This is a genomic window from Mesorhizobium sp. M0410 (assembly GCF_040321435.1).
Classification (GTDB): domain Bacteria; phylum Pseudomonadota; class Alphaproteobacteria; order Rhizobiales; family Rhizobiaceae; genus Mesorhizobium.
In genome coordinates, this window is sequence record NZ_JAMYRN010000020.1 from 13,536 (window position 1) to 26,701 (window position 13,166).

Annotated in this window: 11 protein-coding genes; 6 read left to right on the plus strand and 5 right to left on the minus strand. The window is 62.0% G+C overall.

The window, feature by feature from the left end:
• Positions 1 to 32: 32 nt before the first annotated feature.
• Positions 33 to 812 (minus strand): response regulator, encoded by a 780-nt coding sequence (locus tag NKI63_RS24060; protein ID WP_254817757.1) that lies wholly within the window; start codon positions 810 to 812, stop codon positions 33 to 35.
• 46 nt (positions 813 to 858) lie between these two features.
• Here NKI63_RS24060 and NKI63_RS24065 point away from each other — a divergent pair, with 46 nt between their 5' ends.
• Positions 859 to 1,545, plus strand: coding sequence for a response regulator transcription factor (locus NKI63_RS24065; RefSeq protein ID WP_292663715.1), 687 nt, complete (start codon positions 859 to 861; stop codon positions 1,543 to 1,545).
• A 76-nt stretch (positions 1,546 to 1,621) separates the two neighbouring features.
• Here NKI63_RS24065 and NKI63_RS24070 read toward each other — a convergent pair whose 3' ends face one another.
• Positions 1,622 to 1,789 (minus strand): hypothetical protein, encoded by a 168-nt coding sequence (locus tag NKI63_RS24070; protein WP_254817759.1) that lies wholly within the window; start codon positions 1,787 to 1,789, stop codon positions 1,622 to 1,624.
• Between the two features lie 599 nt (positions 1,790 to 2,388).
• Between NKI63_RS24070 and NKI63_RS24075 the strand changes: the two genes are divergently transcribed.
• Entirely contained in the window at positions 2,389 to 2,853 is a 465-nt protein-coding gene (locus tag NKI63_RS24075) for a L,D-transpeptidase (RefSeq protein WP_254817760.1), read from the plus strand.
• Positions 2,854 to 2,923: 70 nt separating this feature from the next.
• On the opposite strand, the gene NKI63_RS24080 is transcribed toward NKI63_RS24075, so the two are convergent.
• On the minus strand, positions 2,924 to 6,007 hold the full coding sequence (locus NKI63_RS24080; protein WP_352690248.1) for an efflux RND transporter permease subunit: 3,084 nt from the start codon (positions 6,005 to 6,007) through the stop codon (positions 2,924 to 2,926).
• Positions 6,004 to 7,281 carry an efflux RND transporter periplasmic adaptor subunit gene (locus tag NKI63_RS24085; protein WP_502900501.1) on the minus strand — a complete coding sequence of 426 codons (1,278 nt, stop codon included), beginning with the start codon at positions 7,279 to 7,281 and terminating at the stop codon, positions 6,004 to 6,006. The genes NKI63_RS24080 and NKI63_RS24085 overlap by 4 nt, the downstream gene beginning before the upstream one ends.
• A gap of 150 nt (positions 7,282 to 7,431) precedes the next feature.
• Between NKI63_RS24085 and NKI63_RS24090 the strand changes: the two genes are divergently transcribed.
• From NKI63_RS24090 to NKI63_RS24105, 4 genes are all read left to right on the plus strand, one after another.
• A complete protein-coding gene (locus tag NKI63_RS24090) occupies positions 7,432 to 7,968 on the plus strand; it encodes a TetR/AcrR family transcriptional regulator (RefSeq protein ID WP_352690250.1) in 537 nt (178 codons plus the stop codon).
• A gap of 211 nt (positions 7,969 to 8,179) precedes the next feature.
• A complete protein-coding gene (locus tag NKI63_RS24095; RefSeq protein ID WP_352690251.1) occupies positions 8,180 to 8,824 on the plus strand; it encodes a carbonic anhydrase in 645 nt (214 codons plus the stop codon).
• Positions 8,825 to 8,838: 14 nt separating this feature from the next.
• Complete coding sequence (locus NKI63_RS24100; RefSeq protein ID WP_352509095.1) at positions 8,839 to 9,246, plus strand: nuclear transport factor 2 family protein; 408 nt, start codon at positions 8,839 to 8,841, stop codon at positions 9,244 to 9,246.
• A gap of 90 nt (positions 9,247 to 9,336) precedes the next feature.
• Positions 9,337 to 11,391, plus strand: a complete 2,055-nt coding sequence (locus NKI63_RS24105; RefSeq protein ID WP_352751474.1) for a M3 family metallopeptidase — start codon at positions 9,337 to 9,339, stop codon at positions 11,389 to 11,391.
• 297 nt (positions 11,392 to 11,688) lie between these two features.
• Here NKI63_RS24105 and NKI63_RS24110 read toward each other — a convergent pair whose 3' ends face one another.
• Complete coding sequence (locus tag NKI63_RS24110) at positions 11,689 to 13,026, minus strand: LGFP repeat-containing protein (RefSeq protein WP_352509083.1); 1,338 nt, start codon at positions 13,024 to 13,026, stop codon at positions 11,689 to 11,691.
• Positions 13,027 to 13,166: the final 140 nt, after the last annotated feature.

Genomic DNA, 13,166 nt, shown 5'->3' on the forward strand with positions numbered 1-13,166 from the left:
TTTCCTGGCCGCGGCTTCCTCAAGCCGTCGCCTTAGTTATTTTCGCCCACTGGCAGCGAGAAGATATAGCCCTCGCCGCGCACCGTGCGCAGGAATTTCGGATTGGCCGGATCCGCCTCGATCTTCTTTCTCAGCCGCATGATGCGGATGTCGACGGCGCGGGACGATTCCGGATCCTCGACGAAACCGATCGCCTCGGAGATCGCCGCCCGCGTCAACAGCCGGTTGGCGCGCGTCAGGAACACCTCCAGCACGTCGAACTCGCTCTTGGCCATGTCAATGACCGCGCCGTTGGCGCCGGTGACGAGCCTGCCGTCGAGATCGGCGTGAAAGGGTCCGAAGCTCACGGACCGGCGGCCGCCGGATGTTTCAGCCTTGGCCTTTTGTGGCTCGGTCGGCTCCGGAACGCGACGCAGCACGCTGCGCACCCTGGCCAGCACTTCGCGCAATTCGTAAGGCTTGACGATGTAGTCGTCAGCGCCGAGCTCCAGTCCGACGATGCGGTCGAGCGCGGTACCGGCGGCCGTCGCATAGATGATGCCGATCGGCATTTTCGAGCGCATCCAGCGCCCGAGCGACAAGCCGTCCTCGCCCGGCATGGCGATGTCGAGAATGGCCAGGTGGAAGGACTGCACTTCCAAGAGGTCGCGCGCCGCCGCCGCACTTTCGGCCGTGGCCACATCATAGCCGCTGGCGCCGAGATACTCGGCGACCGCGTCCCTCAGGTCGGGCTCGTCCTCGACGATGACAATTCGTGCACGCACGATGCTTTCGCTCCCGCTTTCAGTGGAAAGTAGATTGGGTATAAACATGATGTCCAGCACTCTTCTTGGGTTGCCGTATGCGGGGTAGAAAAACATGGCTGCACGATCCGTTATCGCGCTTGTTTCCGTCGCTGAAGTAATTGCCACCGATCTCGCCGATCATCTCGAGCGGCGCGGTCATGACGTCCGTGCGGCGCGACAGCCGTGGGAAGCCGAATCGCTGCTTTCGGAAAAGGGTATCGATGTCGTGGTTGTCGGCGACAGCGTCAGCCAGGCGGAGGGGCGAGACCTGCTCAGGCGACATGGCGGCGAAGGTGGCCCGGATTTCATCCTGATCTGCCGCCCGGCCGATCTGGTCGACAAGGTTCTGGCGCTCGAACTCGGCGCCGCCGACGTCGTCGAAAGCCCGCTCAATGTCAGGGAGCTTGCGGCTCGCGTCGGCGGCCTTCTGGCTCGGCGCGGCAGGAGCGCCGGGGAACTGATCGTGCTGGAGAACGCGACCGTCGATCTCCGATCGGCCATTGTCATGCACCGCTCGGGAACGGAAGAACAGCTGTCCCCCGGGCAGGTGGCGCTGCTCAGGCTGTTCCTGGCCAGCCCGCGCAAGGTGCTGACGCGGGACGACATCATCGCCGCCGCGCCCGCCGAAAATGCCGAAGCCTTCGATCGGTCGATCGATTCGCGCATCGTGCGGCTGCGCCGCAAGCTCGATACCGAAACCATCACCACCATACGGGGTGCCGGTTACCGGTTCGATCCGCCGACGCAATTCGCCGATTGAATGCAGGACAGCCACCCTTTTGTCTTGAGCATCGGGTTTTCCCAAAACCGGTTTCCACTTTGGGGTCCGATGCTCTTCAGCGCACCACGAGAAGCGACGGGCCGGACGGCATGTCACCGGTCGTACTGACCTCGCCGGCATGAGCACGTTCCTTCAACAGCACGGTGGCGAGGCCGGCAATGCCGAGCAGCCCCTGGACGTAAAGCAGGGCGGAAAGCACGGAAGCGGCGAATTTCGTTTTCATCCTGTTCGTTCCTCAAAATTGGAATTTACGGGCACTTCAGGGGAACCCCCGAAGCGCCCGCGCCGCCAGCGGAGCCCCCCGTTGCGGCGCGGGCCTTCGGTCCTCTCGGCTGCAAGTTGCCGGAGGCGCCGCGCATCCTCAACGGCCCTAAGCCGCCCCCGCCAGAGGGGCTTGAGCCGGTCGACGCGCAGGCTGGAAAGTGTCCAGATCAATCCAGGCCGTAGCGAAACAGTGTTGGCTTCCGATCGTTCGTTGCCCGCTGTTTTCGTTAGGTCAACTTTGCCTGTTCGCTGTATCCGGATCATGCCGCCGACGCTGCGCTTTGTTGCAGCTCGGTTTCGGAGTCAGGTGAATTCCTATCAAACGAAAGGCAATCGCGTATTGGCGCCGCGGTTTGGCCGATCCGCCTAGGCAAACACGCCACCCGTCATGACGACGTCGTGCGACTGCAAGCTGCTTTGCACGGACCTTTTCTGTTAACCAGGGGAAACAGAATCGAAACACAAACGAGCATCTTGCGAAATCGGCTTGAAACATGACGCCCCGATAAGCCGGTCATGAATTGCGCCGGCCCCGACCGGCAGAATAGGGGAGACATCATGTACACTGCCATTTCCGCCAAGCTCATCAACATCGCCGCCGCCGTCATCACCGGTACTGCCTTGCTTGTCAGTGCCGGCAACGGCGCAGCCCACGCCGCCGCCAACAAGATCGTCGCGCGTGTGTCGCTATCGCAGCAGACCATGGAAATTCTGGTCGACGGCCGGCCGACATTCGCCTGGAAGGTTTCGACGGGCGACAGGACGCACGTCACACCGACCGGTTCGTTCAAGCCGACCCGCATGCATGAAATTTGGTATTCGAAGAAATACGACAACGCCCCGATGCCGCATTCGGTGTTCTTCAACGGCGGCTACGCCGTACATGCGACAAGCGCCATCAAGCGCCTCGGCCAGCCGGCCTCGCATGGCTGCGTGCGTCTGCATCCGGACAACGCCGCCGATTTCTACCAGCTCGTCGAGGTCTTCGGCCCGGCCAACACCAGCATCGTCATCGTCAAATGAGCGATGCTGCTCTCGTCGCTCTCAAAAAGGCCGGAAATCCGGCCTTTTTATTGTACAATATCAGTACAATCTAATCCGGCATCGCCGGCATCAGCTTCGGATCCGGCTTTTCGGCGTGATGCGGCAGGTCCTTGCTGGCGATAAAGGTGTAGAACATCGGCACCACGAACAGCGTGAACATGGTTCCGACCAGGATGCCGGTGAAGATCACCAGGCCCATCGAATAGCGTGCCGCGGCACCGGCGCCGCTGGAGATGATCAGCGGCACCACGCCTAGCGCCATCGCCGCCGTCGTCATCAGGATCGGCCGCAGCCGCACCCTGGCCGAGGCGATGATCGCATCGCGCCGCCGCATGCCGTGCATTTCACGCTGCTGGTTGGCGAACTCGACCAGAAGGATGCCGTGCTTGGTGATCAGGCCGATCAAGGTGATCAAGCCGACCTGGGTGTAGATGTTGAGGGTGCCGAGCCCGATATTAAGCGGCACGATCGCGCCGAAGATCGAGAGTGGCACCGCCATCATGATGATCAACGGATCGCGGAAGCTTTCGAACTGCGCCGCCAGCACCAGGTAGATGACGAGCACTGCCGCCGCGAAGGCGATGATGATCGTGTAGCCCTGTTCCTTCTCCTGCCGCGATTGACCGGTATAGTCGATGAAGAAAGTGTCCGGCAGGCTCTCCTTGGCGATATCCTCGATCGCTTTCAAACCGTCGCCGGTGGTGACGCCAGGCAGCGGCAAGGCGGAAATCGTTGCGGAATTCAACTGGTTGAATTGCTCGATCGCCGCCGGCGACGCGTTGGTCGAGATCTTCACCACCGCAGAGAGCGGCACCATCTCACCCGAGACGCTGCGCACGAAATACTCCCCAAGTTTTTCGGGATTGTCGCGGAATTGCTGCGGCACCTGCGGGATGATGTCGTAGCTGTTGGATTCGCGGTCGAATTGCGCCACCTCGGCGCCACCGACCAAGAGGGTCAGCGTCCGGCCGATTTCGGCGATCGGCAGGTTGAGTGCCGCGGCGCGGTCGCGGTCGATCGTCACTGTCACTTGCGGCGCATCGTAGGACATGGAATTCTGCACGGCGAGGAAGCGACCGGAGGCCTGCGCCTTGTTCTTGATATTCTCGGCGGCCTCGTACACTTGGGAGGCCTCGCCGGTCGAGCGCACCACCATCGTGATTGGCAGGCCGCCGCCGGAGCCGGGCAGCGTCGGTGGTGCGAAGACGAAAGCCTCGACGCCTGCCACCTTGGCAAGGCGGGCAGTGATGTCTTCCTGAAGTTCCTTCGAGCTGCGCGCGCGCTCGGCCCAGTCCTTGAACGCAAAGCCGACGAAAGCGCTGTTGGTCGGGCCTTGGAACGCGACGGCGGAGAACCGTGCCCTGGTTTCGGGGATATCATTCACCAGCCCGAGAATCTGGTTCACATAGGTCTCGGTGTAGTCCGACGTCGCGTAACGCGGCGCGTTCACAATAGACAGCAAGAAGCCCTGGTCTTCTTCCGGCGCCAGTTCGCTCGCGGTCTTTGTGAACATGAAGCCGGTCGTGGCGACCAGTGCGATGACGATCATCAGCGTCACCGGGCGATATTTCAGCGAGCCGCTGACCAGCCGCTCGTAGACGTGTTCGACGCGCCCGAACGTGTTGTCGACAATGCGCTGGAAGCGGCTGTGCGAGCCGGCCCTCAGGATGCGTGCCGACATCATCGGCGTGACGGTTAGGGCGACGACCCCCGAAAGCACCACCGAGCCGGCAAGCGTCACCGCGAATTCGCGAAACAGTGCGCCTGTCAGGCCGCCGGTGAAGGCCAGCGGCGCGAACACCGCGGCCAGCGTTATCGTCATGGCGACGACGGCGGACGAGATCTCCCGCATGCCGTTGAAGGCCGCCTGCATCGGCGACAAGCCGTCTTCCTCCATGTGGCGGTGGATGTTTTCCACCACCACGATGGCATCGTCAACAACCAGTCCGATCGCCAGCACCATGGCCAGCAACGATAAAAGGTTGATCGAATAACCCAAAGAAAACAGCAGGAAACAGACGCCGATCAGCGACAGCGGAATGGTCACGATCGGCATCAGCACCGAGCGGAACGAGCCGAGGAAGAGCAGGATGACGACGATGACGATGGCGACCGCCTCGCCGATGGTCTTGAACACCTCCTCGATCGACGCGCTGATCTGCTCGGTCGAATCGTAGACGATCTCGATCGTCATGCCGAGCGGCAGCGTCTCCTGGATGGTCGGCACAATCTTGTGGATCGCCGCCGCGGTGGTCAGTGGATTGGCGGCGGGCGTCGGAAAGATGGCGAGAAAGATGCCGGGCTTGCCGTTGAACGTGACCCTGGTGTCGGTGCTCGCCGCGGCGAGCTCGACGCGGGCCACGTCGCGCAGCCTCACCACATTGCCGTCTTTCGAGCGGAGCGGAAGGGCAGCGAAAGCCTCCGGCGTCTGCAGGGTCGAGCGAACCGTGATCGAGGAAGCCACATATTCGTTTTCGGTATCGCCGGGCGCGGAGAGGAAATTCGATTCGTTGATGGCGGTCAGCACTTCCGCCGCCGTCACGCCGCGCGCCGCCAGTTTGATCGGGTCGATCCAGACACGCATCGAATATTCGGCGGCGCCGAAAATCTGCACGTCGGCGACACCTTCGACCGTCGAGATACGCGGCCGCACGACACGCTCGATATATTCGGTGAGCTGTTCCGGTGTCATGTTCGGATTCTGCATCGATATGTACATCATCGCGAACTGCTGGCCGGTGCCCTTGACGATCACCGGGTCTTTGGTTTCGTCCGGCAGATCGCCGCGAACACTCTGAACCTTCGACAAGACTTCGTTCAGCGCGACGTCGGGGTCGGAGCCGAGCTTCATCTGCACCGTCACGGTGCTGGAGGACGGCCGGCTCGACGACGTGACATAATCGATGTTTTCGGTCGAAGCGACGGCACGCGCGATCGGCGCGGAAATGAACCCCTGGATCAGGTCGGCGCTGGCGCCGGGATAGGCCGTGGTGATGGTGATGGCCGTTTCTTCAACCTCTGGATACTGCCGGATCGAAAGGTTGAAGATGCCCTGAAAACCCAGAAGCAGGATCATGCAGGCAAGCACGGTCGAAAGGACCGGGCGGCGGATGAAGAGATCGGAAAAGCTCATTGCTGGGCTGCCTGCTGGTTCGCCGGCTTGCTCGGATCGATCGTGTTGTCGACGGCAACGGACATGCCGTTGGAGAGCCGGTTCTGGCCGGCCGTAACGACTTCGTCGCCGGGCTGGATGCCTTCCAGGATCTCGACCAGGCCGGCGTTGTGGCGGCCTGGCTTGACGAACACCTGGGCGAGCACGAGCTGCGGCTTCTGTTCTTCCGCTGCCGGCTTGCCTTCCGCTGCCGGTTTGGCTGGGGTAGCGGCCGGCTTTTCTTCGGGTTTTGCCGCGGGTGCTTCGGCTGCGGGCTTGGCAGCATCTGCAGCCGGCTTTTCTTCCGGCTTTGCCTCGGGAGCCGCGCCGTTGGCTTCGGCGGGTTTGGCCGGGCGCACCACGAAGACGAAGTCGCCGTACAGGCTGGAAGTCAGCGCCGTCTGCGGCAGCGCCAGCACGTCGTTCTCCTCGGGCAGTTCGACGCGCACCTGGACGAACTGGCCCGGCGTCAGCTTGCCTTCGGGATTGCCGACCTCCGCCCTTACCGTCACCAGCCGGCTGGTCGGGTCGATCTTCGGATCGATGCCGCGGATGCTGCCGGTGAACGGCATGTCGCCGCCGCCGACGCCCAACCGCACCGTCTGTCCGATCTTCAGCTGCGGAAGCTGCTGCTCCGGCACGGTGAAATCGACACGCATCGTATCCATGTCCTGCAAGGTCACCACGGCGGTGCCGGGTGTGAGATACTGGCCAAGGTCGATTTTCGGAATACCGACAGTGCCCTTGAAGGGGGCGGTCAACTGCTTTTGGTCGAGCACCGCTTGCAGCTTGTTTACCTGCGCGGCGGAGACCGATGCTGCTGCCTGCGCCGTGTCGAGCGTGGCATCGGTGCCGACCCCGCGCTTCTGCAGCTCGAGAGCGCGCATCAGCGTCGTCTGGTCGGAGGTGGCTTGCGCCTTCGACGCGACGAGGTCGGCTCGCTCGACGGCATCGTCAAGCTGCAGCAGGACGGCGTTGGCGGCGACCTTCTGATTGGCATGGAACAGGATGTCCTTGACGATGCCAGCAGTTTCGACCGTCAGGTCGACGCCGCGTACGGCACTGACAGTGCCGATCGCCTCGATGCCGGGCGTCCAGGACATCGGTTTGACGATGACTGTCGACACGGTCGCGGCCGGCGGCTTCATGGTGGCGAAGAACTGTTTGATCGCATTGTCGCGAAACAGGTTGAAGCCGACGATGCCGCCGCACACCAGCACGAGCAGAATGAAGGCGATGATGAAGCGCTTGATCACGAACAGTTCCCTCGGCCATGGCCCAGCATAACGGTCGGATGACCGGAACACATACCTGTGACTGGTCCCACTTTCAAATGATGGCGATCTTACTGTACCGTCTGGACGGTCTTGTCAATTCCGCCTAAGCCAATGAACGGGGAACGATTGATGAAGGTCCGCAGAGCAAATTCGCGCGAAAAAATTCTCGCTGCTGCCGCCGCGGTAGCGCGCGAGACGGGTCCTGGCAGCCTGTCGCTGGACGCTGTTGCCAGCCGTGCCGGCGTGTCGAAGGGTGGTCTTCTCTACAATTTCCCGACCAAGGCGAAATTGATGCAGGCGCTGGTGGAGGATTATCTCAGCGCATTCCAACAGGCGCTGGAGGCCGCCCGCAAGAACAGCGGCAGCGGCGAGAGCCCGCTCGCCGCCTATATCAGGCTTTCGGCCGAGCATGCCGAGGAGACGAAGCCATCGGCATCCTGGATATTTTCGGCTATCGCCGAGGATCCCGACTTCCTGACGCCGATAAAATCGTTCAGGCGGCAGGTGTTCGAACGGCTGAAGGAGGAGACGCCGAACCTCAAGGCGCTGCTGATCTGCTATCTCGCCATCGAGGGACTTCGCAGCATGAATCTGTTCGGTTCGGATATTCTTTCCGCCGACGAGCGCCGGCTGCTGATATCGACCCTGCTGGAGATCGCGGAATAGTCTAGGAATACGCTGGCCGGGTTCAGTTGCTTCGACTGTCGGGATGTGGCTGGAGCGAGGTGCCGTCCACTTGGGGCAGAGTGAGCTCCACGCTTTGAACCTGCGTCTCGGTGCTTTCCGAAAATCGGTTCCGATTTTCGGGCCGATGCGCTAGAGCCTTTCGGGATTGAACCGAGCTGCCTTCAACCCGGAAAGGCTCCCACCGCTGCCCATGCCCCATCTTCCCGAGCATCTTCTCACCGGCTACCGCAGTTTCATGAGCGGCCGCTATCTCACCGAAAGCGGCCGTTATCGCTCGCTGGCGCGGGAGGGCCAGGCACCGGAAACAATGATCGTCGCCTGCTGCGATTCCCGTGCCGCGCCCGAAGCGATCTTCGATGCCGGGCCGGGCGAGTTGTTCGTGCTGCGCAATGTCGGCAATCTGGTGCCGCCCTATGCGCCAGACGATCAGTTCCACTCGACATCGGCGGCGCTCGAATTTGCGGTGCAGAGCCTCAAGGTCAAGAACATCGTGGTGATGGGCCACGGCCGCTGCGGCGGCATCCGCGCGGCACTCGACACCACGGCCGCACCCTTGTCGCCGGGCGATTTCATCGGCAGATGGATGAGCCTGATCGCACCTGCGGCCGAGACCGTATCGTCGAGCACCTTCATGACCGCGACCGAGCGCCAGACGGCGCTGGAGCGCATCTCGATCCGTTATTCCATCGCCAATCTGCGCACCTTCCCTTGTGTTTCGATCCTCGAAGGCAAGGGGCGGCTGTCGCTGCACGGCGCCTGGTTCGACATCTCGACCGGCGAGCTTTGGGTGATGAACAAGGACACAGGCGATTTCGAGCGGCCGGAGACGGAGTAGGAGACGAGGGCATGATGCGAGCTCGGTTCGCGTTCGCGGCGGCGGCACTACTGTGCTCAGCAAATGTTGCCAGCGCCGACGATAGCGCGATCATAGACCGCTGGTATTCGGCACTGCTGGTCGCCGACCGCACCGAATTGTCGGACCTGCTCGCCGACAACGTCCGCATCAAGCTCGACGACCTCGGCGTCGTGCAAAGCAAGCAGGAATTCATCGCCTCGATCGCCGAGTGGCAGGGCGCCGTCGCCGGGGCCGAAATCCGCCACCGGATCGAGAAGACGGAGGGCGGCGTCACCACTGTGATCGCCTGCTATGATTTTCCCAGCAACGACATGCTGATGCAGGAGACTTTCGCGGTCGCCAACGACCAGATCAGCGCCAGTTCGCAAGCCGCGATCGCCGAAAATTGCGACGGTTACTGACGGAACCATGAACGGGACCCGCTGTTGCGCGCAACCGGCCGGCGCCTTACATCGGTGACGATTCATCTTCTCCCGCCACTCAGCGAAAGTTTGCCCATGCCGTCCACCGTCGACCTCGCTGCCCATCCGCTGACCGCATGGCAAGGGCCGCTCGGCCTGCCCGATTTCACGCGCATCGGCGATGGCGATTTTTCTCCGGTCTTCGACGCGGCCCTGAAGGCGCATGAAGCCGAGATCGAGGCGATTGCCGGCAACACCGGGACGCCGACCATCGAAAACACGCTTGCCGCGCTCGAGCTTGCCGGCGAGGCTCTCGACCATGTCTCGTCGATCTTCTGGTGCCGCGCCGGCGCCCACACCAACGAGGCGATCCAGGCGCTGGAGCGCGACATCTCGCCGAAGATGTCGCGGCACTTCTCGGCAATCTCGATGAACGAACGCCTGTTCGCCCGCATCGACCACCTGCATCAGCGCCGCGATGCTTTGAAGCTCGATGCCGAAACGCTGCGGGTCTTGGAAAAGACCTGGAAAAACTTCGTTCGCTCCGGCGCCATGCTCGACGCCGAAGGCAAGAAGCGGCTGGCCTCGATCAACGAGGAATTGTCGTCGCTCGGCACCAATTTCGGCCAGAACGTGCTTGCCGACGAGCGCGACTGGGCGTTGTTCCTCGACGAAGCCGACCTTGCCGGCCTGCCGGAATTCCTGAAGAGCTCGATGGCGGAAGCCGCCGAGATGCGCGGCCAGAAGGGCCGCTACGCCGTCACTCTGTCGCGTTCGATCTACGAGCCGTTCTCGACCTTCTCAGAACGCCGCGATCTGCGCGAGACAGCGTTCCGCGCCTTCATCATGCGTGGTCAGAATGGCGGCGCTGCCGACAACACGGAAGTGGTGCGCGAGATGCTGCGGCTGCGCGCCGAGAAAGCGAAGCTGCTCGGCTATGCTTCCTACGCCGCATTGAAGCTCGACGATACTATGGCCAAGACGCCGGAGGCGGTGCACGCGCTGCTCGATCCGGTCTGGGAAAAGGCGGTGGAAAAGGCCGCAAGCGACCAAGCCGAATTGCAGCGGCTGGCGGCCGAGGCCGGCAGCAACGAAAAATTCGCTGCCTGGGACTGGCGCTTCTATCAGGAGAAGCTGCGCGCAGAGAAATTCGCCTTCGACGAGGCCGAGCTGAAGCCGTACCTGCAGCTAGACCGCATCATCGACGCCTGTTTCGATGTGGCAACACGATTGTTCGGCATTTCTTTCGAAGAAAAGAAGGGCATTGCCACCTGGCATCCGGACGCACGTGTTTTCGTGGTGAAGAATGCCGACGGCAGCGAGCGCGGCCTGTTCCTCGCCGACTATTTCGCGCGGCCTTCGAAGCGCTCCGGCGCCTGGATGAGCGCGCTGAAATCCGGTTATAGGCTTGGCCCTGGCTCGAAGCCGGTCATCCACAACATCATGAACTTCGCCAAGCCGCCGGCCGGCGAGGCCGCCTTGCTGTCGGTCGATGAAGCCAAGACGCTGTTCCATGAATTCGGTCATGCTCTGCACGGCATGCTGACCGACGTCACTTGGCCGTCGGTCGCTGGCACCTCGGTCAGCCGCGATTTCGTCGAACTGCCTTCGCAGCTTTACGAACACTGGCTGACGGTACCGGCGGTGCTGGAAAAACATGCGCTGCATGTCGAGACCGGCAAGCCGATGCCAAAGGCGCTGGTCGACAAGATGCTGGCGGCGCGCACCTTCGGCGCGGGCTTCGCCACGGTCGAGTTCACTGCCTCGGCGTTGGTCGACATGGCTTACCACGCCCGGCCGGATGCACCGGACCAGCCGCTTCGTTTCGAAGCCGAAACGCTGGAAGGGCTTAACATGCCCGATACCATCGCCATGCGTCACCGCACCCCGCATTTCGGCCACATCTTTGCCGGCGACGGCTATTCGGCCGGCTATTATTCCTACATGTGGTCGGAAGTGCTCGATGCCGACGCCTTCGCCGCCTTCGAGGAGACGGGCGATCCGTTCAATCCGGCGCTGGCCGAGCGGCTGCGCAAGAACATCTACGCCGCCGGCGGCTCGAAGGATCCCGAAGAACTCTACACCGCCTTCCGCGGCAAGATGCCTTCACCGGAAGCAATGATGGCCAAGCGCGGACTGGTGTGATGCGTGCCCGCTCTTGTCACGGTTCTCTTCTATCCTGATTGATGTCGGCCGTCATGGCGTCGGGTTGCGCGCCGCCTGATCCGGTTCTGTCGGTCCCGGCTCGGCCTCGCTGGCTGCGGCAGTGTCGTTGAGGTGACTGCCCGCTATGCTGATCGGCCGCTGGCGAATCCGGACCGCCTTGTGACGACCGCTACGGAAATAAATCTCTCAGTCGCGAACGTCAGCCCCGCCAACGGAAGGCGGGGCTGGTAAGTTGATTGTCCCGGCAAGCTTTTTTGCCGGGGCGATTGGCCTAGACTAGGCAGGCACAAAGCCGAAATAGGCTTTGTAGGACGCCCCTTCGCCGGAAATCAGGGGCGTTTCCACTTTGAACCCAATCCCGCTGAAGGTGGTATTGTTCGTACGTGCCGCGAGCAACACCATCTGCTTTGCGGAGATGGTCACTGTCGCGCTCCCGATCCTGTCATCGCCCCAATCGAAGAGATCGCTGATGGCGCCGCCGATCGATGGCATCAAGGATCCCAGGGCCGGGCCGGCTATTGCGGCAATGATAGGTCCTGCCACCGGAATGAGGCCCAAAGCCAGCGTACCCGCCGTATGGACGCCCATCACGACCTTCTGCACTTCGTCCTTGTACTTGTTTGGATCGCCGAAATCGTTTTCCATCAGCACCGTACCGATATTGATGCCGTAGGGCTTGCCTCGATAGACCTCCATCAGGTCGGGTCTCGTATCTCCCGCATCGACGTCGCCATAGACCTGGCTGCGCTTGGTGTCGGCGATCTGCGGCGTTGTCACGCTGACGATGACATAGGGCTCGTCCGCACTCGACCCCTGATCCCAGTCGGTCTCGCCGAAGCAATGGAGGCCGGTATAGTGGACGACGACATCTCGAAGGTCGATCGCGCCGGTGTCGGGCCACCAGTATATGCCGCCGTTTTCAAACAGATTGGCACGGCCACCGTCGGCAAATTCGGTCTCGTCGGTGGTTGGGTACCCCAGATATGACTGTTCCCAGCCCAGGCTTTCCCACTTCTTGCGGATGTCACCGTACACCACGTTGGCTCCGGTGTTCGGTGTCCAGTAGATCGAGCCGGCATTGGCAAAATGGTTGTAGCGCCCGACGCCGTCGGGAGTTCCGGTTTCGTCGGTGACCGGATAGCCGAGAACCGAGCGCTCCCAGCCCATTGCTGCCCATTTGCTGCGAATTGCCCCCCAAATCGCTTGAGCACCGGTATTCGGTGTCCAGTAGATCGAAGCGATATTGTTGTTGAAGTGATTGTATCGCCCGACGCCGTCGGGAGTTCCGGTTTCGTCGGTGCAGGGAATGCCCCACGCGAGACCGCCAAGCGCAATCCATTTCCTGTAGATGTCGCCGTGGATCTCAAAGGCGTCGTGCATGGCATCGTTGTAACAAATGCATGAGCCGTTCTTGAGATACCAGGCTTTTCCAGTCTCCTTCCTGTCGATCTCGGCGAAGCCGGCGCCTCCAAGGGAGTTGTACTTTTGCTGTATGACAGCTTCGGGCGAGAGGAGCGACCAAGGCCCGATCCTGAGCTGGTCGGAAAGTCTTGTGGCTCCAGCGCGGATGGTGCCGGCACGCACTCTCGAAGTTGCTCTGGCAGTATACGGCATGACCTTTTCCTTCCTGTGAGTGTTGGTATCGGGGGCTTCAGGCCTCCGGCGATCGGTTTTGATCGACGGGCCGAGGTTCCCAGACCGCGACTTACGGACGGCTTACAGAGTTCTGAGCTGCGCCAGAGCAATTCCAGGAA

Coding starts and splice junctions, on each gene's coding strand:
- NKI63_RS24060 (WP_254817757.1), bottom strand. CDS start 812: ATGTTTATACCCAATCTACTTTCCACTGAAAGCGGGAGCGAAAGCATC.
- NKI63_RS24065 (WP_292663715.1), top strand. CDS start 859: ATGGCTGCACGATCCGTTATCGCGCTTGTTTCCGTCGCTGAAGTAATT.
- NKI63_RS24070 (WP_254817759.1), bottom strand. CDS start 1,789: ATGAAAACGAAATTCGCCGCTTCCGTGCTTTCCGCCCTGCTTTACGTC.
- NKI63_RS24075 (WP_254817760.1), top strand. CDS start 2,389: ATGTACACTGCCATTTCCGCCAAGCTCATCAACATCGCCGCCGCCGTC.
- NKI63_RS24080 (WP_352690248.1), bottom strand. CDS start 6,007: ATGAGCTTTTCCGATCTCTTCATCCGCCGCCCGGTCCTTTCGACCGTG.
- NKI63_RS24090 (WP_352690250.1), top strand. CDS start 7,432: ATGAAGGTCCGCAGAGCAAATTCGCGCGAAAAAATTCTCGCTGCTGCC.
- NKI63_RS24095 (WP_352690251.1), top strand. CDS start 8,180: ATGCCCCATCTTCCCGAGCATCTTCTCACCGGCTACCGCAGTTTCATG.
- NKI63_RS24100 (WP_352509095.1), top strand. CDS start 8,839: ATGCGAGCTCGGTTCGCGTTCGCGGCGGCGGCACTACTGTGCTCAGCA.
- NKI63_RS24110 (WP_352509083.1), bottom strand. CDS start 13,026: ATGCCGTATACTGCCAGAGCAACTTCGAGAGTGCGTGCCGGCACCATC.